The following is a 23,291-nucleotide window of genomic DNA, read 5'->3' on the forward strand; positions in this document are numbered from 1 at the left end:
TCTCGTCCCGCCACCCACAGACAGGTGCAACCGTGCTCCGAATCGCCGTACCGAACAAGGGCTCGCTCGCCGAGCCGGCCAGCCAGATGCTCACCGAGGCCGGCTACCGGCAGCGCAGCGACAGCCGCGAGCTCGTCGTCCACGACCCCGAGAACGACACCGAGTTCTTCTTCCTCCGCCCGCGCGACATCGCCGTCTACGTCGGCGCCGGCCAGCTCGACGTCGGCATCACCGGCGAGGACCTGCTCCTCGACTCCGGCGCGAAGGCCGATCCGATCCTGCCGCTCGGCTTCGGCGGGTCGACGTTCCGCTGGGCCGCCATGCCCGGTGCCGTGGCGTCGGTCGACGACCTCGCCGGCAAGCGCATCGCCACCGCCTACGAGGGCGTGGTGACGTCCTACCTCACCGGCCGGGGCATCGCCGCCGAGGTCATCCGCCTCGACGGCGCGGTCGAGACATCGGTCAAGCTCGGCGTCGCCGACGCGATCGCCGACGTCGTCTCCACCGGGACGACGCTGCGCAACGCCGGCCTCGAGGTGTTCGGCGAGCCGTTGCTGACGAGCGAGGCGGTGCTGATCCGACGGCAGGACGTCGAGACCTCCGGCGCGGCCGTCGACCAACTCGTGCGGCGGCTGCACGGCGTCATCATCGCGCGGCAGTACGTGCTCATGGACTACGACATCCCCGAGGGACTGGTGCCGCAGGCGGTCGCCATCACGCCGGGCATCGAGTCGCCGACCGTCTCGCCGCTGCACGAGCGGGGCTGGTGCGCCGTCCGCTCGATGGTGCGGCGCCGCGAGACCAACGCGATCATGGACCAGCTGTGGGACCTCGGCGCCCGCGGCATCCTGGTGACCGCCATCAACGCCTGCCGGCTCTAGAGGGTGACAATGGACGCCGTGGCCGACACCGAACTCGTCGTGGACGCGCGCCCCGTCAAGACCGCGCGCATCGCCAACGCCAGCGCGCTCGTCGCGTTCCTCGTCTTCGTCGTGGTGGCGCTGCTGATGAAGCGCGAGAACGCCGGCGCGTACTTCGGTCAGCAGGACCAGATCTTCACCGTCGTCCTCGGCCTGATCGTGGCCGGTGGGCTGCGGCTGCCGGCGCGGCCGCGGCTGCACGCCGACACCACCGCCGTCCGCACCAGGGGCTACCTCGGCAACTGGCGCACGATCCCGTGGGAGGCCGTCGTCGCGGTCGAGTTCCCCAAGTCGGTGCGCTTCGCGCAGCTGCGCCTGCCCGCCGAGGAGCGGCTGGCGATCTACGCCGTGCAGCGCATGGACGGTCCGTACGCCGTCGCCACCATGCAGCAGCTGCGCGCGCTCTTCGCCGCCACGCATCCCGACGAGGACTGACCGAGCGCGGCCGGTGCGGCCGTGCTCGTCGCGGTGTCGTGTCGCAGCGGCAATGCAGCGTTTACGCCGCGACGCGGCACGGTTTAGGTTCGGTGTGCCCCCCGGACCTGCCGAACGCGAGGACGCGCATGAGTGACACGCTGTCGAACCTGTCCCACGAGGATCGGCGCTTCGAGCCGCCGGCACCGTTCGCGGCGCACGCGAACGTGGGCGAGGACGTGTTCGCCGACGCCTCGGCCGACCGGCTCGCGTTCTGGGCGAAGGCGGCGGAGCGGCTGTCGTGGGACCGGCCCTGGGACGAGGTCCTGGACTGGTCGGACAAGCCGTTCGCGAAGTGGTTCGTCGGCGGCCGGCTGAACGTCGCGTACAACTGCGTCGACCGGCACGTGGCCGACGGCCACGGCGACCAGGTCGCGATCCAGTGGGAGGGCGAGCCGGAGGGGCACGCCCGCGCGATCACCTACGCCCAGCTCAAGGACGACGTCTGCCGCGCCGCGAACACGCTGGTCGAGCTGGGCGTGCAGACCGGGGACCGCGTCGCCATCTACATGCCGATGATCCCCGAGACGATCGTGTCGATGCTGGCGTGCGCGCGTCTGGGCGCGCCCCACACCGTCGTCTTCGGCGGGTTCTCCTCGTCCGCGCTCAGCGACCGGATCATCGACTGCGACGCCCGCGTCGTCATCACCGCCGACGGCGGGTATCGGCGCGGTGAGCCGTCCGCCCTCAAGCCGGCGGTGGACGAGGCGCTGGCGAAGTGTCCCGACGTGCGCTCCGTGCTGGTCGTGAAGCGCACCGGTCAGGACGTCGCCTGGACCGAGGGCCGCGACGTGTGGTGGCACGACACCGTCGAGCAGGCCGCCACCGAGCACGAGTGCGAGTTCTTCGACTCCGAGCACCCGCTGTTCGTCATGTACACCTCCGGCACCACCGGCAAGCCGAAGGGCATCCTGCACACCTCGGGCGGCTACCTGGCCCAGGCGGCGTACACGCACTGGTCGGTGTTCGACCTGAAGCCCGACGACGACCTGTACTGGTGCGGCGCCGACATCGGCTGGATCACCGGTCACAGCTACCTCGTCTACGGCCCGCTGGCGAACCGCACCACGTCGCTGGTCTACGAGGGCACGCCCAACTACCCCGACGAGCACCGGTTCTTCGACATGATCGAACGCCACCGGGTGACGATCCTCTACATCGCGCCGACGCTGATCCGCACGTTCATGAAGTGGGGCGAGGACGTCCCCGCCGGGCACGATCTCACCTCGCTGCGCCTGCTCGGCTCGGTCGGCGAGCCCATCAACCCCGAGGCGTGGGTCTGGTACCGCGAGAACCTCGGCGGCGGGCGCACCCCGATCGTGGACACCTGGTGGCAGACCGAGACCGGCGCCATGATGATCAGCCCGCTGCCGGGCGTGTCCACCCTCAAGCCCGGCTCCGCCATCGGCCCGCTGCCCGGCATCGGCGCCGACGTCGTCGACAACGACGGCGCGCCCGTCGGTGCCGGCAACGGCGGCCTGCTCGTCCTCACCGAGCCGTGGCCGGCCATGACGCGCGGCATCTGGGGCGACCCCGACCGGTTCCGGGAGACGTACTGGGAGCGGTTCGCCGAGCAGGGCTACTACTTCGCCGGCGACGGCGCCAAGCTCGACGACGACGGCGACTACTGGCTGCTCGGGCGCGTCGACGACGTCATGAACGTGTCGGGGCACCGCATCTCGACCACCGAGGTGGAGTCGGCGCTGGTGTCGCACCCGAAGGTGGCCGAGGCCGCCGTGGTCGGCGCCACCGACCCCACCACCGGTCAGGGCATCGTCGCCTTCGTCATCCCGCGCGGCACGGGCGAGGGCACCGAGGGCGACGAGTTCGTGCAGGAACTGCGCAACCACGTCGCCACCGAGATCGGCAAGATCGCCAAGCCGCGGCAGATCATGGTGGTCAAGGAGCTGCCCAAGACCCGCTCCGGCAAGATCATGCGTCGGCTGCTGCGCGACGTCGCCGACCACCGCGAGCTCGGCGACGTCACCACGCTCACCGACTCCTCGGTCATGGACCTCATCCAGGACAAGGCGTCCTCGGCACCCGCCGAGGAGTGAGCGGTTCGACCTGCAGCAGCGCGGTCCCGACCGCGGGGATGCAGGTCGGTCGTAGCCGGTCACGGACCCACACCGAGCACCGATGCGCACCTCCGCCACCGGTCGATCGTCGCAGGCGCGCCGACGACCTGCACCCTCGTCGTCCCGGCGACGGTGATGCAGGTCGGTTCCGTTCAGATGACGATCCGCGGCGCCCGGGTGGCCCCCTCGGGCAGCGTGACGTGCTCGCCGCGCTCGACGCGGGCGGCCGTCCAGGCGACGGCCGCGGCGTCGAGCACGTCGTCGACAGGCACGTCGGCCGGCGCGTCGGCGAGGTCGAGGTCGAATTCGCGCGCCAATGCTCTTATTCGCAACCCGGCGCCGCGGCCGGTCTTCTTCGACGTGCGACCGATGCGGTCGTCCATCATACGGAACGAGCACTCGGGGTGGGCCTCGACGACGCGGGCGTCGGGTCGCGTCGCCAGCGCGTCGCGCACCTCGACCATCTTGGGTATCAGGTACCACGCCTGGATCGACGTGCCGGGAGCGTCGCCCTTCGCGGCCATCGCCGCCGCGTGACTGTGGTTCGGGTCGCCCTCCCACGCCGCGACGGTCGCGGTCGTCGGCGCGAGGAAGATCGACGACCACGACCCGCCGTGCTCGCGCAGCCAGCGCTGTCCCGCGACGTCGACCTCGCGCGGACCGTCGGTGGTGGCGATCGGCATGTCGACGGCGACCGTCGATGTGCCGTGGACGTCGAGGAGGTCGGCGAACGTGGCGTGGGCGGTCCACGCGAGCGAGCGCCCGTCGGCGACCGCGGCCACCCAACCGCGCTTCCAGCCGTCCACCCCGACGACCCTCATCCGCGGGCCAGTCGCGCGGAGAGCCGGTCGCGGGCCGCGGGCCAGTCGTCGTCGGTCATCGAGTACTGCACGGTGGTGCGCCACGACCCGTCGCGCCGGATGCGGTGCTTGCGCAGCTCGCCCTCGCGGGTCGCGCCGAGCCGCGCGATCGCCGCCTGCGAGCGCTCGTTGCGGATGTCGGTGTGCCAGACGACACGCGCGGCGCCGAGGCCCTCGAAGGCGTGGGTGAGGAGCAGCAGCTTGGACTCGGTGTTGTGGCCGCGCCGCCAGTGACGGCGGGCGAGCCAGGTGGACCCGATGGCGAGCGCGCGCGCCGCCGGGTCGAGCTCGTAGAGCGAGGTGGTCCCGGCGAACTCGCCGGTGCCCGCGTCGAGCTGCGCGTACGCGAGCCGCTGGCCGCGCGCCCGGGCCGCGAGCGCAGCGAGGACGTCGGCCCGCGCGTCGTCGCGGGTACGGATCGCGCCGGACGAGGAGCCCGGGGTGTTGACCCAGCGCAGCACCTCCTCGTCGTCGCGGGCGGCGGCCAGGTAGCCGTCGACGTGCTCCACGGCGAGGGGCTCGAGGCGGATCAGCGAGCCGGTGAGGACGGGGAGCGAGTACCACTCGTCGGTGCGTGTCACTCCCGGATCGTAGGGTGGGTGTCGTGCGGCTTACCGAGTTCTGGCGGCGGATGGACGAGCGCTTCGGCGCCGGCTACGCCGCCAGCCTGGCCGCCGACTACCGCCTGCCCGGCGTCGGGGCGACGATCGACGAGGCGCTGGCCGCCGGGGTCGACGCCAAGGAGGTCTGGCGCGCCGTGTGCGCCGAGTTCGACATGCCCTCCCAGCTGCGCTGAGGCCGTCCCGGCTCGTCGCGTGGGCGGCGTGTCGCACACCGGCATCGAACAGGTGTTCGGCTACGCTCGTCGAAGCGCCCACGGGCGGTATCCACAGCACGAGATCACGATCGCGAGTTGTCCACAGCTGCGCGTCGCGGGTCGGAACTGTCGGTGCCCCGTCCTACCGTCAGGCGTCGACAACGTTTCGCGACACCGCGCACCGGCAGCAGAGGGGTTCATCCGATGGCAGCAACGAGCTTCGACCGCGAGAAGGCGCTCGACGTCGCCCTGGCGCAGATCGACAAGCAGCACGGCAAGGGTGCGGTCATGCGCCTCGGCGACCGCGTGGCCGCGCCGATCGAGGTCATCCCCACCGGCTCGATCTCGCTCGACGTCGCGCTCGGCATCGGCGGCCTGCCGCGCGGGCGCATCATCGAGATCTACGGGCCGGAGAGCTCGGGCAAGACGACCGTCGCGCTGCACGCCGTGGCCAACGCCCAGGCCGCCGGCGGTGTGGCCGCGTTCATCGACGCCGAGCACGCGCTCGACCCCGAGTACGCCCGCGCCCTCGGCGTCGACACCGACTCGCTGCTGGTCAGCCAGCCCGACACCGGTGAGCAGGCGCTCGAGATCATGGACATGCTGATCCGCTCCGGCGCGCTCGACATCATCGTCGTCGACTCGGTGGCCGCGCTCGTGCCGCGGGCCGAGATCGAGGGCGAGATGGGCGACAGCCACGTCGGCCTGCAGGCCCGGCTGATGAGCCAGGCGCTGCGCAAGGTCACCGGTGCGCTCAACAACTCCGGCACCACCGCCATCTTCATCAACCAGCTGCGCGAGAAGATCGGCGTCATGTTCGGCTCGCCCGAGACGACCACCGGCGGCAAGGCGCTGAAGTTCTACGCGTCCGTGCGCCTGGACGTCCGCCGCATCGAGACGCTCAAGGACGGCACCGAGGCCGTCGGCAACCGCACCCGCTGCAAGGTGGTGAAGAACAAGGTCGCGCCGCCGTTCAAGCAGGCCGAGTTCGACATCGTCTACGGCGAGGGCATCAGCCGTGAGGGCTCGCTCATCGACGTCGGCGTCGAGCAGGGGCTCATCCGCAAGTCCGGGGCCTGGTACACCTACGAGTCCGACCAGCTCGGCCAGGGCAAGGAGAACGTCCGCAACTTCCTGCGCGACAACCCCGACCTCGCCGACGAGATCGAGAAGAAGATCAAGGAGAAGCTCGGCATCGGCGCCACCGTCGCCGACGGGGCGGTCGAGCCGCTGCCCGCCCCGGTCGACTTCTGATCGTGCCGCGTCCCGTCGACCCGGGTCGCCGCGCCCCCACGGGCGCGACGACCGAGCCGCCGCCCGAGGACGAGCAGCAGCCGCCGGGCGATCCCGAGGCCGTGGCGCGGATCGTCTGCCTGCGGTTGCTGGAGCGACGGGCGCGCAGTCGAACCGAGCTCGAGCAGGCGATCGCCAAGCGCGGGGTGCCCGGGGAGGTCGCCCGTGTCGTCCTCGACCGCTTCACCGAGGTCGGGCTGATCGACGACGCCGCGCTCGCCGAGTCCATGGCCGGCGCCCAGCACCGGGAACGTGGCCTGGCCCGGCGGGCGGTCGCGGCGAAGCTGCGAGAGCGCGGGTTCGGCGACGACGTGGTGGCCGACGCGACCGCCACCATTGACGCCGGGCAGGAGCGCGAACGGGCCGAGGCGCTGGTCGCCCGCCGGCTGCGCACGCTGCACGGCCTGCCCGTCGAGGTGCAGACCCGGCGACTGGTCGGGTTGTTGGCCCGCAAGGGCTACTCCAGCGGCGTGGCCTACGACGTCGTGCGCGAGGCCGTGCGGGCCGCGGCCGCCGGTGTCGACGGCGACCTCGACGACGGTGTCGAGCGATTGTTCGACGCCTCGAGCTGATCGCGACGCCGTCGGCTGCCGGTGCGCCGCCGTACTTGCGTCGGTCGTGCTGCGTTCATACTGTCGTTGCAGACCAGGAGAACGCCGGTGCGAGACGACGGACGAGGTCGTGTTCGCCCCGGTACGTCCGTTCCCGAGGGCGGGGAAGGAGCCGGTCGGGGTCGGCGCCCACACCGGCCGGGCCTAGGGGCCCGCACGTCGCGTCGACGCGCACGGGTCGGCCGTGTTCTCCTGCCAGGACGGTCTACCCCGCACGTCGGGCGGGTCACGAACAGGAGGCGCGTCGATGACCGGGGTCTGGTACGCGGCGATCGGCGCGGCGTTCGCGCTCGGCGTGCTGCTCGTGCTCGTCCGCACCCGGCGGGCCGCGCCGCGGCAGCGCGCCCGTCACGGTGCCGACGCGCCGCGGCCCGAGGACGCCGAGCTCGCCGCGCTGCGGGAGTCGGCCCGGGCCGACGCCGAGCGCACCCGTGCCGCCGCCACCGCCGACGCCGACGCGGCGCGGCGCAGCGCCCGCGACGAGCTCGAGGCCGCGCGTGCCCAGGCCGACGCGGCCCTGAGCCAGGCCCGCGAGCACGCCGCCACCGTCGCGGCCGAGGCCCGCCGCGAGGCGGCCGGTCAGGTCGAGGAGCTCACCGCCGACCTGCAGCGCCAGCAGGCCGGGTACGCGGCGCGCGCCGCGCGACTGGACGACGCCGAGACCCGCCTCGACGACCGCGAGACCCGCCTCGCGCAGCGGTCGGCCGACCTGCAGCGCCACGCCGCCGACCTCGCCACGACCCGCGAGGCGCTGGACCGCCGCGAGCGCGAGCTCGACGACGCGCGGGCCAACCTGCGCCTGGTCGAGGCCGAGCAGCGCCGCGAGCTCGAACGGGTCGCCGGGCTCACGAGCGAGGACGCGCGGGCCGAGCTGCTGGCCGGCGTCGAGAACGTCGCGAAGCGCGACGCGGCGCTGCTCGTGCGCACCATCGAGAACGAGGCCCGCGCCGAGGGCACCGAACGAGCCCGGGCCATCGTCGTCGAGGCGGTGCAACGGGTGGCCGGCGCGCAGACGAGCGAGGCCGTCGTCAGCGTCCTGCACCTGCCCGGTGACGACATGAAGGGCCGCATCATCGGCCGCGAGGGGCGCAACATCCGCTCCTTCGAGGCCGTCACCGGCGTCAACGTCATCATCGACGACACCCCCGAGGCGGTCCTGCTGTCCTGCTTCGACCCGGTGCGCCGCGAGGTCGGCCGGCTGACGCTGGCCACGCTGGTCAGTGACGGCCGCATCCATCCGCAACGCATCGAGGACGCCTACGAGCAGAGCCTGGTCGAGGTCGACGAGCTGTGCCTGCGCGCGGCCCGCGACGCCGTCGCCGAGGTCGCGGTGGGCCCGGTCGACGAGCGGTTGCTGCCGACCATCGGCCGGTTGAAGTACCGCACCAGCTACGGCCAGAACGTGCTGGCCCACCTCGTCGAGACCGCGCACGTCGCCGGAGTGATGGCCGCCGAGCTCGGCATCGAACCCACCCTCGTCCGCCGCTGCGCCTTCCTGCACGACATCGGCAAGGCGCTCACCCACGAGGTCGAGGGCAGCCACGCCGTCGTCGGCGCCGAGCTGCTGCGACGCATGGGCGAGGACGAGGCCGTCGCCCACGCCGTCGAGGCGCACCACAACGAGGTGCGGCCGCAGACGATCGAGGCGGTGCTGACGCAGGCCGCCGACACCTGCTCGGCCTCGCGTCCCGGCGCCCGACGCGAATCGCTCGAGTCCTACGTCAAGCGGCTCGCCCGCATCGAGGAGATCGCCCGCGATCGCGAGGGCGTCGACAAGGTCTTCGCGATGCAGGCCGGTCGCGAGGTGCGGGTGATGGTCCAGCCCGGCGAGGTCGACGACCTCGAGTCGTCGGTGATGGCGCGCGAGATCGCCAAGCAGATCGAGGACGAGCTGACCTACCCGGGCCAGATCCGGGTCACCGTCGTCCGCGAGTCGCGCGCGACCGAGATCGCCCACTGACCCGTCCGCCGCGCGCGAACGCCCTGGACGCGGGCACGGCCCCCGGACGACGCTGGCGGGCATGACGGTCGCGGTGCTCTCCGACGTCCACGGCGTGCTGCCCGCTCTCGAGGCGGTGCTCGCCGAGGCCGCGGTCCGCGCCGCCGAGCTGATCGTCGTCACCGGCGACATCAGCGCCGGGCCGCAGCCGGTCGAGGTGCTCGACCGGTTGCTCGCCGAGGGGGAGCGGGTGGTGCTCGTCCGCGGCAACGCCGACCGCGAGCTCGTCGCGCTCGTCGACGGCGGCGAGACCCGCATTCCCGATCCCATCGCGCCGTGGGCGGCCGCCCGGCTCGCGGCCCGCCCCGACCTCGTCACGCTGCTGCGCGGACTGCCGCACCCGCTGGTGCGCGACGTGCCCGGGTTCGGGGCGGTGCTGTTCTGCCACGGCTCGCCCCGCGACGACGACGAGGTCGTCCTCGTCGACACCCGCCCGGAGCGTTGGGCGGAGGCGTTCGCCGACGTCGCCGACGACGTCCGCACCGTGGTGTGCGGTCACACCCACATGCCGTTCCTGCGCCTCGTCGATCGCCGGACCGTCGTGAACCCCGGCAGCGTCGGCATGCCCTACGGCGGGTCCGGCGCGCATTGGGCGCTGCTGCACGACGGCGCGGTGACGCTGTGCCGCAGCGCGTTCGACGTCGCGGCCGCCCGGGACCGGATCGCCGCGGGCTGCGACTACCCCGACGTCGCGGAGTGGACCGACTACTACCTGCACTCGCGGGCGTCCGACCTCGAGGCCCTGCGGGTGTTCGGACCCCGCGACGGACGGGTCAGCGCAGCAGGTCGTCCAGCCGGCGGGTGACCGGCCACGCGCCGCGGGTCGTGTTGGACAGCACGGTGTGGGTGAGCCCGGAGGTCGGGTCGTGCACGGAGCGGAAGGAGACGCCGGCGTCGCACCCCTCCAGCACCACGGCCGGTCCGGTGGCGGGCAGCCAGAACCCGCGGCCGTACCGCCGGCCGGTGCCCGGCTCGCGGTGACGGGGACGGACCAGCTCGGCGACGCGGTGGCGCGGCAGGATCCGCTCGGCGAACAGCGACGTCCAGAACCGGCGCAGGTCCCCGGCGGTGCTGTAGGCGCCTCCGTCGCCGCAGCCACGGACCGGCAGGTGCAGGACGTTGCTGCGGCCGTCGCCCACGTAGCCGACCGCGGCACGGGCGGGCAACCGGTCCGAGCGCAGGAACGCCGACGACCACATCTCGGCGGGCGCGAAGACGTGCGTGCCGACCAGCGCCGGGAAGGGCGTCGCGGCGGCCCGTTCGGCGAGCAGCGCGAGCAGCACGTAACCGCTGTCGGAGTACGCGAAGCGGGCGCCGGGCCGGAACTGCTGCGCCCGGCCGGCGAGTGCCGCCACGTACCCCTCGGTGTCGGCGAGGGCGTGCGGCGGCACCGGCAGCACGTAGTCGTCGGGGTCGGCGGCCGGACCGGTCGCGTCCGGGTGCAGGTAGTCCCCGACCCCCGACGTGTGGGCCAGCAGCTGCGCGACCGTGACCTCGGGGTGCACGAGCGGCAGGTCACGCCCGAGCAGCGAGCGCGCGGTGGTGTCGAGCGCGAGCACCCCGGCACCGACGAGCCCGGCGACCGCCACCGCGGTGAAGCCCTTGGTGCCGCTGGCGATGCCGAACTGCGTCTCGACCCGGTTCGCCACCCCGTGTGTTCGCTCGGCCGGGCCGAACGCGGCCTCGAACTCCACCACGTTCCCGCGGCTCACCGAGACCACCCCGGCGAAGTCGCGGGTCACGTCGCCCAGCGCGCTCGCGAGGTCGGTGCGTCCGTCCCGGATCGAGCTCACGGTGACATTGCACCATCCCGCGTCCAGCGGCCCGTATCCTCGACCCGTCATGGCTGCGCGTACCTATGAGATCCGCACCTACGGGTGCCAGATGAACGTCCACGACTCCGAACGCCTCGCCGGCCTGCTCGAGGACGCCGGGTACGAGCGCAGCGGCGGGGGAGCGGCCGACCTCGTCGTCTTCAACACCTGCGCCGTGCGCGAGAACGCCGACAACCGGCTCTACGGCAACCTCGGTCACCTCTACCCGGCCAAGGCCGCCAACCCCGAGATGCAGATCGCGGTGGGCGGCTGCCTCGCGCAGAAGGACCGCAGCCGCATCGTCGAGCGGGCACCGTGGGTCGACGTCGTGTTCGGCACCCACAACCTGGCGAGCCTGCCCGTCCTGCTCGAGCGGGCACGGCACAACCGTCAGGCCGAGGTCGAGATCGTCGACGCGCTGCAGAACTTCCCGTCCGACCTGCCGAGCCGCCGCGACTCGGCGCACAGCGCGTGGGTGTCGGTCAGCGTCGGCTGCGACAACACCTGCACGTTCTGCATCGTCCCGTCGCTGCGTGGGCGCGAGACCGACCGCCGCCCCGGGGACGTGCTCGCCGAAGTCCGCGCGCTGGTCGACTCCGGCGTCGTCGAGGTGACGCTGCTCGGGCAGAACGTGAACTCCTACGGCCGTTCCTTCGGCGACCGGCTCGCGTTCGGCAAGCTGCTGCGCGCGTGCGGCGAGATCGACGGCCTGGACCGCGTCCGCTTCACCAGCCCGCACCCGCGCGACTTCACCGACGACGTGATCGCCGCGATGGCCGAGACGGCGAACGTCATGCCGCAGCTGCACATGCCGCTGCAGTCGGGCTCGGACGTCGTGCTCAAGGCCATGCGACGCAGCTACCGACGCGATCGCTACCTCGGCATCATCGAGCGCGTGCGCGCGGCGATGCCCGACGCCGCCATCAGCACCGACATCATCGTCGGCTTCCCCGGCGAGACCGAGGCCGACTTCGCGCAGACCCTGGACGTCGTGCGCGCCGCCCGGTTCGCGAGCGCGTTCACCTTCCAGTACTCCAAGCGCCCGGGGACGCCGGCGGCCGACATGCCCGGCCAGGTGCCGCAGGCCGTGGTCAGCGAGCGCTACGACCGGCTCGTCGCGCTGCAGGAGACCCTCGGCGCGGCCGGCGCGCAGGACTTCCTCGGCCGCGAGGTCGAGGTGCTCGTCAACCACACCGAGGGACGCAAGGACGGCGCCACCGGCCGGGTCAGCGGCCGCGCCCGCGACGGGCGGCTCGTGCACGTGGCGGGGACGGCCGCGGCGGGCGATCTCGTGACCGCCGAGGTCACCTACGCCGCCCCGCACCACCTGGTCGCCGACGGCGGCATCCGTACCCACCGCCGCTGGCGCGGGGCCGAGCCGGCCGCGGCGCCGACCGCGCCCCGGCCGCTGCTCACCATCGGCAGCCGCCCCGCCTGAGCCGCGCTCGCACGTCGACCGGACGGCGCGCGGCCGTCGAGGTCAGCCGGTCGACTCGGGCAGCAGCGCGCGCCGCTGGGTGACCTCGTCCTGCCACTTGCGGATGCGGGCCTCGTCGCCGGCCTTGCGGGCGCGTTCGAGCTTGGCCTCGGCCTCGGCGAGGCGCTCGCGCATCGCGGTGAGGAAGGGGTTGGACTCCGCCGAGCCCTGCCGCCACTCGGCGTCCACGGCGTCGCGGACGCGCTGCTCGGCCGCGCGCATCCGGTCGTCGAGCCGCCGCATCGCGTCGCGGGGCACGTGGCCGATGTCGTCGTACTGGGACTGCAGGTCCCGCAGCGTCGACTGGGCGGACTTGGGGTCGGCGACGTCGATGGCCTCGGCCTTGCCGATGAGCTCCTCCTTCGCCCGCTGGTTGGCCAGCTGCTCGGCGTCGCGCTCGGCGAAGACCTCGGAGCGGCGGGCGAAGAACGCGTCCTGCGCGGCGCGGAAGCGCGTCCAGAGCGCGTCCTCGAGGTCGCGGCCGGCGCGACCCGCGGCCTTCCACTCGGTCATGAGGTCGCGCATCGCCGCCGTCGTGTCCTTCCAGTCCGAGGACGTGGAGAGCTCCTCGGCCCGGGCGATGAGGCGTTCCTTGACGTGTTTGACCTGGCCGCGCTCGGCGTCCAGCTGCGCGAAGTGCTGGCCCCGCCGACGGCCGAAGGCGTCGCGCGCGGCGGCGAAGCGCTTCCACAGTGCGTCGTCGGTCTTGCGGTCGATGCCCTTGATCTGCCGCCACTCCTCGACGATGGCGCGCAGCCGGTCACCGGAGGCCTTCCACGACGTGCCGGCCTCGGCGAGCCGCTCGGCCTCGGCGACGAGGGCCTCCTTCGCGGTGATCGCGTCGGTGCGCTGCTGCGCCCGGGCGGCGGCGGCCTCGCCCGCCTTCTCGTCGGCCTGGGCGAGCAGCCCGTCGAGGCGCTGCTCCAGCGACGCGAGATCGCCGATCGCCGCGGCGCTCGCCAGCTGCTCGCGCAGCGCCGACGCCTGTCCACGCGTCGCCTTGGGGTCACCCGCCCCGGACGCCAGCCGCTTCTCGAGCAGCACGACCTCGGTGACGAGGTCGTCGTAGCGCAGCGTGTAGAAGGCGAGCCCGGCCTCGGCGTCGCCCGCCTGCCAGGAGCCGACGACGCGTTCACCGTCGGCCGTCCGCACGTAGACGGTGCCGTCCGCGTCGATCCGTCCCCAGTCCGAGGTCATGCGAAGCATTGAACACGATCCCCGCCGTGCTCTTCCACGGACGCTAACCTCGCACGCGTGATCACGGGAGTGGCGTTCTGCCCGCAGGCGCCCGCCCTGGACCCCGCGGTCGGCCGTGGCCTCGACGCCGAGCTCGGTCCGGTCCGCCGCGCGTGCCGGGCCGCCGTCGCGCGGGTGGCGACGTCGGGGACGTCCCTCGTCGTCGTCGGCGGCACGCCGGGCCACGACGTCGCCACGTGGGTGATGACCGACGCCGTGGGGCACGAGTCGTGGACGGCGGCGGCCGCCGACGACGGTCTGGCCGGACGGCTGGACGGGGCGCACCCCGTCGCCGTGGTGGTGCTCGGGGACGGCTCGGCCCGCCGCAGCGAGCAGGCCCCCGGTCACCTGGACGCCCGCAGCGCCGGCTTCGACGAGGGCGTCACCGCCGCGCTCGCCGGCGGCGACCCGGCACGGCTCGCGGCGCTCGACGGCGACCTGGGGTGCGACCTGCTCGCCGCCGGCGTCCCGGCGTGGCACGCCGTGGCGGCCGCGTTGGGCGCCCGTCGCTTCACCGCCGACGTGCTCTACGACGATGCCCCCTTCGGTGTCGGTTACGTCGTCGCGGTCTGGAGCTGACGTGCCCGGCACGTCACCCCGTGTCCTCGCCGTGGTCGGACCGACGGCGACGGGCAAGTCCGAGCTCGCGATCGCCCTCGCGCAGCGCCTCGACGGCGAGATCGTCAACGCCGACTCGATGCAGCTCTACGAGGGCATGGACGTCGGCACCGCCAAGGTGCCCCCGGCCGAGCGCGGCGGGGTGCCGCACCACCTGCTCGACGTGTGGCCGCTCGCGAAGTCGGCCGCGGTCGCGCAGTACCAGACGATGGCGCGGGACGCGATCGCCGAGATCCACGGCCGGGGCCGGCTGCCGATCCTGGTCGGGGGGTCGGGGCTGTACCTGCGCGGCGCCCTGGACGACCTCGACTTCCCCGGCGAGGACGCGGCGATCCGCGCCCGGCTCTACGCCGAGCTGGACGAGCTCGGCGCCGCGACGCTGCACGCCCGGCTGGCCGGGGTGGACCCCGAGGCGGCGGCCGCGATCCTGCCGTCCAACGGCCGTCGCATCGCCCGCGCGCTCGAGGTGATCGAGCTCACCGGGGGACCGTTCGTCGCGCGCATGCCCGGCTTCGAGTCGATCTACGACACCGTGCAGCTCGGCCTCGACCGCGCCGATCTCGACGAGCGGGTCGAGCTGCGGGTGCACCGCATGGTCGAGCAGGGTCTCGTCGCCGAGATCCGGGCGCTGCTGCCGCGCGGCCTGCGCGCCGGCCCCACCGCGGGCAAGGCCCTCGGGTACCAGCAGCTGCTCGCGGTCGTGGACGACGCGGGCGACGTGATCGGCGATCTCGACGACGCCGTCGCGCAGACGGTGCGCGGCACGCTGCGCTTCGTGCGCCGGCAGCGGCGCTGGTTCCGCCGCGACCCGCGCGTGCGCTGGCTCGACGGGGCCGCACCCCACCTCGTGGGCGACGCGCTCCGTAGACTCGACGCGTGAGGCTGGTCAAGGGGCACGGGACGCAGAACGACTTCCTCGTGCTGCCCGACCTCGACGGCGAGGTCGAGCTGACCCCGGCCATGGTGCGGGCCCTGTGCGACCGGCGCGCCGGCGTCGGGGCCGACGGCGTGCTGCGGGTCGTCCGCAGCGAGAACGACCCGGATTCGGCCCGTTACGCGCCCGACGCACCGTTCTTCATGGACTACCGCAACGCCGACGGCAGCGTGGCCGAGATGTGCGGCAACGGCGTTCGCGTTTTCGTGCGATACCTCCAGCGGGGGTCGCTCGTTGAACAGGAAGCGGCGGTGGCGACTCGCGGCGGGATTCGATGCGCGCGAGCCGGCACCGACGGACACGTCGCCGTGCAGATGGGCTCGCCCCGGTTCCTGGCCGACCGGCCGATCGCCACCGCCGCTCCTCACACCCCGCTCGTCGGCACCGCCCTCGAGATCCCCAATCCGCACGTCGTCGTCGCGCTCGACTCGCTCGACGAGCTGGCCGCGCTGGATCTCACCCGAGCGCCGGTCGTCGAGCCCGCCCTGCCGCACGGGCAGAACGTGGAGTTCGTCGTGCGCGTCGCGTCGCGCCACCTGCGGCTGCGGGTGCACGAGCGCGGCGTGGGGGAGACCCGCTCGTGCGGCACCGGCATCTGCGCCGCCGCCGTCGCGGCGGCGACCGCGGACGGCGTGGGCGCCGACGGCGTCCCGTGGCGGGTGGACGTCCCCGGGGGCACCTGCACCGTCCGCTGGGACGACGCCGGGGTCGAGCTGACCGGTCCGGCGGTGCTGGTCGGCGACGTCGAGGTGGACGACGCCTGGCTCGCCGCGGCCGCGGGTGCCGCCGAAATCGGGGGGACGGCCGCGCCCGCGCGTGCCACGATGGAACGACGATGACTGGACGACCCGTGGACCCGGACCCGACCTCCGCCGCAGCACCGCCCGCCGGCCGTGGCGCGTGGGACGAGGGCGACTACCACCTCGACGAGCGTGCCGCGCTGCGCCGGGTGGCCGGCCTGTCGACCGAGCTCGAGGACGTCACCGAGGTCGAGTACCGGCAGCTGCGCCTGGAGCGCGTGGTGCTGTGCGGCGTGTGGACCACGGGCACCCTGGTCGAGGCCGAGAACTCGTTGAACGAGCTCGCCCGGCTGGCCGAGACCGCCGGCTCGGTCGTGCTCGACGGCGTGATCCAGCGCCGCGACAAGCCCGACGCCGCCACCTATCTCGGCTCGGGCAAGGCCAAGGAGCTGCGCGACATCGTGGTGGCCGAGGGCGCCGACACCGTCATCTGCGACGGCGAGCTCGCACCGGGTCAGTTGCGCCAGTTGGAGGGTGTCGTCAAGGTCAAGGTCGTCGATCGCACCGCGCTCATCCTCGACATCTTCGCCCAGCACGCCCGCTCCAAGGAGGGCAAGGCGCAGGTCGAGCTCGCCCAGATGCAGTACATGCTGCCGCGGCTGCGCGGCTGGGGCGAGTCACTCTCGCGGCAGGTCGGCGGTCGGGCGGCGAACGGTGTCGGCATCGGCGGCCGTGGCCCCGGCGAGACCAAGATCGAGATGGACCGCCGCCGCATCAACTCCCGCATCTCCCGGTTGAACCGCGACATCGCGGAGATGAAGACGGCGCGCGACGTCAAGCGATCGCAGCGTGCGACCCGCCACGTGCCGAGCGTCGTGCTCGCCGGCTACACGAACGCCGGCAAGTCCTCGCTGCTCAACCGGCTCACCGACGCCGGCGTGCTCGTCGAGAACGCGCTGTTCGCCACCCTCGACCCCACCGTCCGTCGGGCCGAGACCGGCGACGGCCGCGAGTACACGCTCGCCGACACCGTCGGCTTCGTCCGGCACCTCCCCACGCAGCTGGTCGAGGCGTTCCGCTCGACGCTCGAGGAGGTCGGCGACGCCGACCTCATCCTGCACGTCGTGGACGCCGCCGACGCCGACCCCGAGGCGCAGATCCGCGCGGTCCGCGAGGTCGTCGCCGACATCCCCGGCGCCGCGACGGTGCCCGAGCAGATCGTGTTCAACAAGTCCGATGCCGCGACGCCGGAGATGCTGCTGCGGCTGCGCTCGCTGGTGCCCGACGCCGTCTTCGTGTCCGCGCGCACGGGTGCGAACCTCGCCGAGCTGCGCGAGGTGATCGACACCCGGCTGCCCCGGCCCGACATCGAGGTCACCGTCCTAGTGCCTTACACGCGCGGCGACCTCGTGGCCCGGCTGCACGAACGCGGCGAGGTCCTGCACACCGAGCACACCGCGGGCGGGACGCTGCTGCACGCCCGGGTCGGCGCGGCGCTCGCCGAGGCCCTGCGACCCTTCACCTCCGCCGGCGTTCCCTGACGTCGGCCTGTGCTCCACCCGCCGGTCATCGGCGCGTCGCTCACGACGGCGTAACCTGAGGGCGCACGTGACCGTCGGCAGACGTCGGCACCGTCGAGTTCGAGGAGGCACGTCCATGGGTGGGTTCTCGCCCTGGCACCTGCTGGTGGTCGCGATCGTGGCCGCCGTGCTGTTCTTCGGCTGGAAGCAGCTCCCCGACATGGCCCGGTCGGTCGGCCGGTCGCTACGGGTGTTCAAGACCGAGATCAAGGGCATGGGCGACGACGACCGGGCTCGCGACTCCGCCCGCGACGCCGAGGCCGAGCCCCGGCAGCTCGAGCCGCGCCCGACCCAGCGTCCCGCCCCGCAGGCCGAGATCGTCCGCCCGGCCGCCCCGGTGCCGCCCGCCGCCCCGGCGCCGCAGCCCGAACGCGCCCGGCCGCGCCCCACCCCGAACCCGAACGGCCACACCGGCCGGTGAGGCTGCGGGCCACCGCGGCGACCCTCCTGCTCGCCGCCGGCGCGCTCGGCGTCCCGGGCGCGATCGTCGCCCCGGCCCAGGCGCGCCCGCCCGCCGACTGCAAGGTCTCGCCCGGCGGCACGGTCACCCGGTTCTGGCCCCAGGACCGGCTCGACTTCACCCGCGTCTGGCCGGTCACCCGCGGCAAGGGCGTCGTCGTCGGGGTCGTCGACAGCGGCCTGAACCAGCGACAGCCGCAGTTGCGCTCGCTGTCGGTGAAGCGGGGCAAGGGCGTCATCGACAAGGTCGGCTTCGACCCCGACGACACCACCGACTGCTACGGCCACGGCACCGCCGTGACCTCGCTGCTCGCCGCGCAGCCGTCCGACCGAACCGACTTCGCGGGCATCGCGCCCGACGTCACCGTCGTCCCGATCAAGCAGACGAACACGCAGGGCGACAAGACCGGCACCTCGCAGGGCATCGGCCGCGGCATCGACGCGGCGCTCGACGCGGGCGCCACGGTCGTCAACGTCTCGATCGCCACGCCCACCCCGACTCCCGAGCTACGGGCCGCGGTCGCCCGCGCCGCGAAGCGGGACGTCGTCGTCGTCGCGGCGGCCGGCAACGACGCCCAGGGGGCCAACCTGCCCGCCTACCCGGCGGCGTACTCGACGTCGTTTCCGAACGTCGTCGCGGTCTCCGCGGTCGACGCCGGCGACACGGTGGGCGAGTTCTCCGAGTCGGGCAGCTACGTGACGATCGCGGCCCCGGGCGTCAAGGTGCCGGTGCTCGGCCCGCTCACCGGCTTCCTCACCGTCGACGGCACCAGCTTCGCCACGCCCTACGTGGCCGGCACGGCCGCGCTCGTGCGAGCCGCCCACCCCGGGCTCACCGCCCGCCAGGTGCGCGACCGGCTCACCGCGACCGCGGACGCCCCGCCGGCGACGGTGCCGAGCCGGACCTACGGGTACGGCATCGTCAACCCCTACCTCGCGGTGACCTCGGTGCGCGAGGCCGCCGCGCCGGCGGTGTCGTCGGGCGCGGCGCAGTCGTTCCCGGCCCCCCCGCAGGCGACGGCCCCGGACCACCACCTGCGCGACGTCGCGCTCGCGAGCGCGTTCGCGCTGCTGGGGCTCGCCGTGCTCGCCGTGGTCGGGGCGGTCGTGCTGCGGCGCCGGCCCGGACGACCCGCCCGCGGCTGACCGGCCGCCGCACGCCCGGGTCAGTCGGCGTCGACGGCGAGCACGCGCCCGGTGACGGTGTCCCGGTCGAGGCGCCCGATCGCGGCGACGACACGTTCGGTCGCGACGACGGCCGGGAACGAGTTCGGGGCCACGGCGTTCACCCGCACGCCGAACGGGACGAACTCGGCGGCCAGGTGCCGGGTCAGCTGGTTGAGCGCCGCCTTGGAGGCCGCGTACACCGCCTGGCCGCCGCCGTACACCCGGGACGCCGACAGGCTCGAGACGTTGACGACGTTGCGGTTGGCGGCCCGGTTCTCCGGCGCGCGGTGCTGCCAGTGGACGCGGGCGAGCTCCGTCGCGAGCTGCGCCGGCACGGCGACGTTCATCCGGAAGTAGCGATCGAAGTCGGCAAACGATCCCGCCGTGTCGAGCAGTCCGGCGGGGTGCAGCCGCAGGTGGGCGGCGTTGTTGACGAGCAGGTCCACCCGCCCGAAGCGCGCCAGGGCGACCTCGACGACGCGCTGCACCTGCCCGTCGGCCTCGAGGTCGGCGTGGACGACGTGCACCGCGGCGGCGTTCTCGGCGAGCTCGCCACCCGGGTCGAGCGGGTCGACGAGCGACTCGTACTGCGACGGGGTCGCGGGCGTGCGGCGCCGGCAGACGGCGACGACGTCGTGGTCGGGAGCGAGCGCGCGGCACAGCGCGGAGCCGAGCAGGCCGCCCGCCCCGGTGACCAGGCAGACGCGGCGCGCGGCGGCGTCACCGGCGTCACCGATGTCACCAGGGGACAATGCTCTGCGCCCCCCACCGGCGCTCCACGTCGGCACGGTCGCGGTGCACCCACATGACGACGCAGTTGCGCGGCTTGGCGCGGTTGCCGACGAAACCGTGCCAGCTGTAGGGCGTGCACTCGAAGGCGACCAGTGAGTTGGGGAGCGGCGGGACCGTCGCCCGGGGCACGCGGTCGCCCGGATGCGCGTAGAGCGCGGTCTCACCGCCGTCGCCGGCCTCCCACTCGGGGTTGGCGAGGTAGAACAGCGCCGACACCGCGCGCACCGTCTCCCGGGCGCCGACATCGGGCGGACGGTCACCGTGGTGGTAGCCGACCCGGGCACTCGCCGGCGCGTCGGTCGGCAGCCGCACGTCGTGCCGGCCGGCGGGTGGATCGGCGAACCAGCCGGGGTTGAGGTCGTTGTGGGGCCAGCCGCTCGCCCCGCCGGGGTCGTGGTGGTGCAGGCTCGCGGTCATGTCGCCGGTCGCCGGGACGCCGAACAGGCCGGCCAGCAGGTCGTGCCACGGCCGCGACACGAACAGTCCGAGCGGGCCGTCCCGGTAGCGGTCGAGCAGCGCGCCGGCGGCGTCGTAGCCGGCCATGTTGCGGTGGAACGTCTCGGGATGCTCGGCCTCGATGCGGCGGAACTCGGCGTCCAGGACGGCGTAGCACTGCGGGGTGAAGACGTTGCTCGCCACGACGTGCGGGAAGGGACGCTCGCGCCGGACCCAGCGCCGATGGGCCAGTGCGTCCGCGAGCTCGGGCAGTGGGGTGGCGGTGGTCGCCCGGCGCGGCGGGGAACCGGGCTCCGGCCGTGCAGGTGTCGGCGCCGCGGCGCCGGTCACGGCCGGTACCCCGGCGGCGGCGGTCCGGGGGGCCACCCGCCGTTCGGTCCGGTCGGTCCGGTCGGTCCGGTCGGTCCGTGCGGCCGGCGGCGGCGGGCGAGCAGCACCACGAGCACGGCCAGCGCGAGCAGCACCGCCGCCGCGATTCCCGCGACCAGCCCGATCGGCGTGCCGTCGTCGTCGGCCACCGCAGCGGCGGACGGACCGGTCGCCGCCCCGGTCGACGGGGACGAGGGGCTCGCGTCGGTGCCGCGCGACGACGGCCCGCTCGGGGCGGGGGTGGTCGTCGACCCGCTGCCCTTCACCTCGTCGAACACGGGGTTCGGGGCGTCGGCCGGCACGTGCTCGGTGATCGCGAAGTAGGGCCGCACGATCCCGTAGCCGGTGACGTCGTCGTGCCCCTTGCGGGTGACGTCGTCGGTCGTGGTCGCGAGCGCGCGCGCCACCACCTGCCGCGCGGTGAGCGAGGGCAGCTTCGACCAGATCAGCGCGAGCGACGCGGACACGAGCGCCGTGGAGTTGCTGGTGCCCTCGGACGTGCCGCGCTTGCCGGCGAGCGTCTGGTCCACGAACTGCACGCCCGGGCTCGCGACGTCGACGTAGGACTGCCGCTGCGAGCGGACCCAGGCGTGCTTGCTGCCGTCGACGGTGCCGACGGCGAGCACGCCCGGGCAGGCGGCGGGGTAGAGCGGCGCGTTCGAGGTGTTGCCCTCGTTGCCGGCCGAGGCGACGACGATCCGGTTCTTGCCGAGCGCGTACCGCACCGCCGCGGCCACCGCGCTCGGGCAGTGACCCGGGATCGCCGTGCCGCTCTGGCCGAGCGAGATGTTGATGATCTGCGCGCCGTGGTCGGCGGCGTAGCGGATGCCGCGGGGCACGGCGGTGTCGAACGGCACCGCGGTGCCGTTGCCGTCCGCGACGACGGGCACGATGCGGGCGTCGGGCGCGATGCCGGTGAGATCGTTGCTGCCGCCACCCTGCCCGGCGATCATCCGGGCCATCGACGTGCCGTGCCCGCGGGGCCGGTCGGTGTCGGTACGGCCGTCGCCGCCGACGAGATCGGTGCCGGCCTCGACGACGCCGCGCAGCTCCGGGGTGTCGGCCTGCACGCCGGAGTCCACGACGGCGACGGTGATGCCCTTGCCGGTCGCGCCCAGCTTCCACGTCGGCGCGATCCGCAGGTTGCCGAACCAGTACTGCGGCCGGTCGCCGCTCAGCGAGGGCACCGGCGGCAGCGCCCGGGCGGTCGCCACCCCCGGCCCGGCCAGTCCGGTGACCGACACCAGGACGGCCAGCACCGCCGGGACGGCGAGCAGGCGGACCGATCGTGCGGTGCGGGCGGCTGTGCGTGCCACGGATGCCTTTCGTCGCGGGTCCGAGCGAGCGACGGCGACCCGCCGCCGAGGCAGCGGGTCGCCGTCGCGCACCCGGCGTCGGGTCAGCGGATGACGCCGGGAGGGGCGTCGTCACCGCCCCAGATGTCGTCGTCCTCCTCGAGCCACGTCGAGCGCTCGCGCTCCTCGTCGCCGCCGTTCTGGGAGCCGTGCATCGGCATCATCATGCCGCGGCCGCCGCCGGCTCCGGTGCCCGCACCCGCGGCGCCGCCGCCGGCCAGACCGCCACCAGCTCCGGCGCCGCCGCCGGGCACGCCGCCACCGGCCCCGGCCGCACCGGACGCGCCGCCGGCGAGGTCACCGGCGCCACCGGCGCTGCCGAAACCGCCACCGGGACCCGCCGCGGACAGGCCGCCGCCGGGACCCGCGCCGAACCCGCTGCCGTCGACACCGGCCAACGAGGAGCCGGTGTCCAGGGTCGGGCCGCCGCCGGGGCCGCCGCCGGGGCCGGCGCCGCCAGGGCCGGCGGACCCGCCCGGGCTCCACGGGTCGGTCTCGCCCGGTGACCACGGATCGGTCGTACTGCCCGGGCCGGGGCCGTCCGGCGGGGGCGGGCCCGGGGACGTGGGCGGTTTCTTCGGCGGGTGTTTCGGGCCGAAGTGCGTGCGGTTCGGGATGCCCGCCCCACCGGGGCCGGGCCCGGGGCCGGGGCCGGTCGGGTGGGCGCCGGGCCCGTGGCCGGGGCTGGGCGTGGTGCCGGGCGGGTCGGTCTTGAAGTCGTCCTGGTGCGTCGTGGTGCTCTGCATGTACGAGGCCTGCACCTCGTTCGGGACGCAGTTGGCGATGACCTCGTTGTAGCGGCCGAGCAGCTTGACGCGGTGCTCGTTGAGCTGGTTCTCGTCGTGGTTGGTGGGGCCGTTGATCATGCCGCGGGTGGGCATGTGCTCCTTGTACCAACTCGCGTACTGGTAGGCCCAGTCGGTGGCGCGGGCCATCTCGATCGCCTGGTTGGCGAGTGCCTGGGCGGTGGCCTGCGCCGTCTGCAGCTGCTGCTGCGCCTCGGGCGAGCCCTTGCCCTCCCACGCGTCGTGCAGCGGTGTGCCGGCGTCGCCGCGCAGGCTGTTGGCGAGGTCGCCGAGGTGGCTGGCCAGCCGGGACCACGCGGTGCACGCGTTGTTGATCGAGTCGGGCTGGATCTGGTTGAACTCGGCCTCGGCCGCGTCGAGGTCGTCGACGCGGTAGCTGCTGGTGTCCTGCTGCTTGTAGATCTGGCGCGAGTCGTTGCTGACGTCAACCATGGCG

23 protein-coding genes are annotated in these 23,291 nt (G+C 74.0%); 15 read left to right on the plus strand and 8 right to left on the minus strand.

The window, feature by feature from the left end:
- Positions 1 to 32: 32 nt before the first annotated feature.
- The 3 genes from hisG (at position 33) to acs (ending at position 3,451) form a co-directional block, all read left to right on the plus strand.
- Positions 33 to 881: an ATP phosphoribosyltransferase gene (gene hisG, locus BUE29_RS12635; RefSeq protein WP_073390679.1), complete on the plus strand. Its 849-nt coding sequence runs from the start codon at positions 33 to 35 to the stop codon at positions 879 to 881.
- A gap of 18 nt (positions 882 to 899) precedes the next feature.
- The gene (locus BUE29_RS12640) at positions 900 to 1,355 is read left to right on the plus strand and encodes a PH domain-containing protein (RefSeq protein WP_159440871.1); all 456 of its coding nucleotides are present in this window, start codon (positions 900 to 902) and stop codon (positions 1,353 to 1,355) included.
- Positions 1,356 to 1,483: 128 nt separating this feature from the next.
- Positions 1,484 to 3,451, plus strand: a complete 1,968-nt coding sequence (gene acs, locus BUE29_RS12645; RefSeq protein WP_073390681.1) for an acetate--CoA ligase — start codon at positions 1,484 to 1,486, stop codon at positions 3,449 to 3,451.
- Positions 3,452 to 3,624: 173 nt separating this feature from the next.
- Here acs and BUE29_RS12650 read toward each other — a convergent pair whose 3' ends face one another.
- Together BUE29_RS12650 and BUE29_RS12655 are read right to left on the minus strand one after the other, a co-directional pair.
- On the minus strand, positions 3,625 to 4,278 hold the full coding sequence (locus BUE29_RS12650) for a DUF429 domain-containing protein (RefSeq protein ID WP_073390682.1): 654 nt from the start codon (positions 4,276 to 4,278) through the stop codon (positions 3,625 to 3,627).
- 11 nt (positions 4,279 to 4,289) lie between these two features.
- Complete coding sequence (locus BUE29_RS12655) at positions 4,290 to 4,913, minus strand: GNAT family N-acetyltransferase (protein ID WP_073390683.1); 624 nt, start codon at positions 4,911 to 4,913, stop codon at positions 4,290 to 4,292.
- A 23-nt stretch (positions 4,914 to 4,936) separates the two neighbouring features.
- Between BUE29_RS12655 and BUE29_RS12660 the strand changes: the two genes are divergently transcribed.
- The 5 genes from BUE29_RS12660 (at position 4,937) to BUE29_RS12680 (ending at position 9,857) form a co-directional block, all read left to right on the plus strand.
- Entirely contained in the window at positions 4,937 to 5,128 is a 192-nt protein-coding gene (locus tag BUE29_RS12660; protein WP_073391135.1) for a DUF3046 domain-containing protein, read from the plus strand.
- A gap of 225 nt (positions 5,129 to 5,353) precedes the next feature.
- On the plus strand, positions 5,354 to 6,403 hold the full coding sequence (gene recA / locus BUE29_RS12665; RefSeq protein WP_073390684.1) for a recombinase RecA: 1,050 nt from the start codon (positions 5,354 to 5,356) through the stop codon (positions 6,401 to 6,403).
- A gap of 2 nt (positions 6,404 to 6,405) precedes the next feature.
- Positions 6,406 to 7,014 (plus strand): regulatory protein RecX, encoded by a 609-nt coding sequence (locus tag BUE29_RS12670; RefSeq protein WP_073390685.1) that lies wholly within the window; start codon positions 6,406 to 6,408, stop codon positions 7,012 to 7,014.
- 286 nt (positions 7,015 to 7,300) lie between these two features.
- A complete protein-coding gene (gene rny, locus BUE29_RS12675) occupies positions 7,301 to 9,013 on the plus strand; it encodes a ribonuclease Y (RefSeq protein WP_073390686.1) in 1,713 nt (570 codons plus the stop codon).
- A gap of 61 nt (positions 9,014 to 9,074) precedes the next feature.
- Positions 9,075 to 9,857 (plus strand): metallophosphoesterase family protein, encoded by a 783-nt coding sequence (locus tag BUE29_RS12680; RefSeq protein WP_073390687.1) that lies wholly within the window; start codon positions 9,075 to 9,077, stop codon positions 9,855 to 9,857.
- On the opposite strand, the gene BUE29_RS12685 is transcribed toward BUE29_RS12680, so the two are convergent.
- Positions 9,826 to 10,845 (minus strand): serine hydrolase domain-containing protein, encoded by a 1,020-nt coding sequence (locus BUE29_RS12685; protein WP_200800166.1) that lies wholly within the window; start codon positions 10,843 to 10,845, stop codon positions 9,826 to 9,828. The two genes, BUE29_RS12680 and BUE29_RS12685, sit on opposite strands and share 32 nt — an antisense overlap.
- 49 nt (positions 10,846 to 10,894) lie before the next feature.
- Here BUE29_RS12685 and miaB point away from each other — a divergent pair, with 49 nt between their 5' ends.
- Positions 10,895 to 12,304 (plus strand): tRNA (N6-isopentenyl adenosine(37)-C2)-methylthiotransferase MiaB, encoded by a 1,410-nt coding sequence (miaB, locus tag BUE29_RS12690; protein WP_073390688.1) that lies wholly within the window; start codon positions 10,895 to 10,897, stop codon positions 12,302 to 12,304.
- Between the two features lie 42 nt (positions 12,305 to 12,346).
- Here the strand turns inward: miaB and BUE29_RS12695 are convergent, their stop codons facing one another.
- Positions 12,347 to 13,540, minus strand: coding sequence for a DUF349 domain-containing protein (locus BUE29_RS12695; protein WP_073390689.1), 1,194 nt, complete (start codon positions 13,538 to 13,540; stop codon positions 12,347 to 12,349).
- Positions 13,541 to 13,597: 57 nt separating this feature from the next.
- On the opposite strand from BUE29_RS12695, the gene BUE29_RS12700 reads away from it, so the two are divergent.
- The 6 genes from BUE29_RS12700 (at position 13,598) to BUE29_RS12725 (ending at position 19,056) form a co-directional block, all read left to right on the plus strand.
- Positions 13,598 to 14,158, plus strand: a complete 561-nt coding sequence (locus tag BUE29_RS12700; RefSeq protein ID WP_073390690.1) for a class III extradiol ring-cleavage dioxygenase family protein — start codon at positions 13,598 to 13,600, stop codon at positions 14,156 to 14,158.
- A complete protein-coding gene (gene miaA / locus BUE29_RS12705; protein ID WP_073390691.1) occupies positions 14,115 to 15,077 on the plus strand; it encodes a tRNA (adenosine(37)-N6)-dimethylallyltransferase MiaA in 963 nt (320 codons plus the stop codon). The genes BUE29_RS12700 and miaA overlap by 44 nt, the downstream gene beginning before the upstream one ends.
- Positions 15,074 to 15,970 (plus strand): diaminopimelate epimerase, encoded by an 897-nt coding sequence (gene dapF, locus BUE29_RS12710; protein WP_073390692.1) that lies wholly within the window; start codon positions 15,074 to 15,076, stop codon positions 15,968 to 15,970. Before miaA ends, dapF begins: the two co-directional genes overlap by 4 nt.
- A complete protein-coding gene (gene hflX, locus BUE29_RS12715) occupies positions 15,967 to 17,412 on the plus strand; it encodes a GTPase HflX (RefSeq protein ID WP_084181002.1) in 1,446 nt (481 codons plus the stop codon). The genes dapF and hflX overlap by 4 nt, the downstream gene beginning before the upstream one ends.
- A 115-nt stretch (positions 17,413 to 17,527) precedes the next feature.
- Positions 17,528 to 17,872 carry a Sec-independent protein translocase subunit TatA gene (tatA, locus tag BUE29_RS12720; RefSeq protein WP_073390694.1) on the plus strand — a complete coding sequence of 115 codons (345 nt, stop codon included), beginning with the start codon at positions 17,528 to 17,530 and terminating at the stop codon, positions 17,870 to 17,872.
- Entirely contained in the window at positions 17,869 to 19,056 is a 1,188-nt protein-coding gene (locus BUE29_RS12725; protein WP_073390695.1) for a S8 family serine peptidase, read from the plus strand. Before tatA ends, BUE29_RS12725 begins: the two co-directional genes overlap by 4 nt.
- Before the next feature lie 20 nt (positions 19,057 to 19,076).
- Here BUE29_RS12725 and BUE29_RS12730 read toward each other — a convergent pair whose 3' ends face one another.
- The 4 genes from BUE29_RS12730 to BUE29_RS12745 all read right to left on the minus strand — a co-directional run bounded on the left by BUE29_RS12730 (position 19,077) and on the right by BUE29_RS12745 (position 23,287).
- Complete coding sequence (locus tag BUE29_RS12730) at positions 19,077 to 19,829, minus strand: SDR family NAD(P)-dependent oxidoreductase (protein WP_200800167.1); 753 nt, start codon at positions 19,827 to 19,829, stop codon at positions 19,077 to 19,079.
- A complete protein-coding gene (locus BUE29_RS12735; RefSeq protein WP_200800168.1) occupies positions 19,816 to 20,655 on the minus strand; it encodes a 2OG-Fe(II) oxygenase in 840 nt (279 codons plus the stop codon). The genes BUE29_RS12730 and BUE29_RS12735 overlap by 14 nt, the downstream gene beginning before the upstream one ends.
- Positions 20,652 to 22,010 (minus strand): S8 family serine peptidase, encoded by a 1,359-nt coding sequence (locus tag BUE29_RS12740; RefSeq protein WP_073390696.1) that lies wholly within the window; start codon positions 22,008 to 22,010, stop codon positions 20,652 to 20,654. The genes BUE29_RS12735 and BUE29_RS12740 overlap by 4 nt, the downstream gene beginning before the upstream one ends.
- Positions 22,011 to 22,093: 83 nt before the next feature.
- Positions 22,094 to 23,287 carry a hypothetical protein gene (locus BUE29_RS12745; protein WP_073390697.1) on the minus strand — a complete coding sequence of 398 codons (1,194 nt, stop codon included), beginning with the start codon at positions 23,285 to 23,287 and terminating at the stop codon, positions 22,094 to 22,096.
- Between the last annotated feature and the right edge of the window lie 4 nt (positions 23,288 to 23,291).

This window comes from Jatrophihabitans endophyticus, assembly GCF_900129455.1.
GTDB classification, from domain to species: domain Bacteria; phylum Actinomycetota; class Actinomycetes; order Mycobacteriales; family Jatrophihabitantaceae; genus Jatrophihabitans; species Jatrophihabitans endophyticus.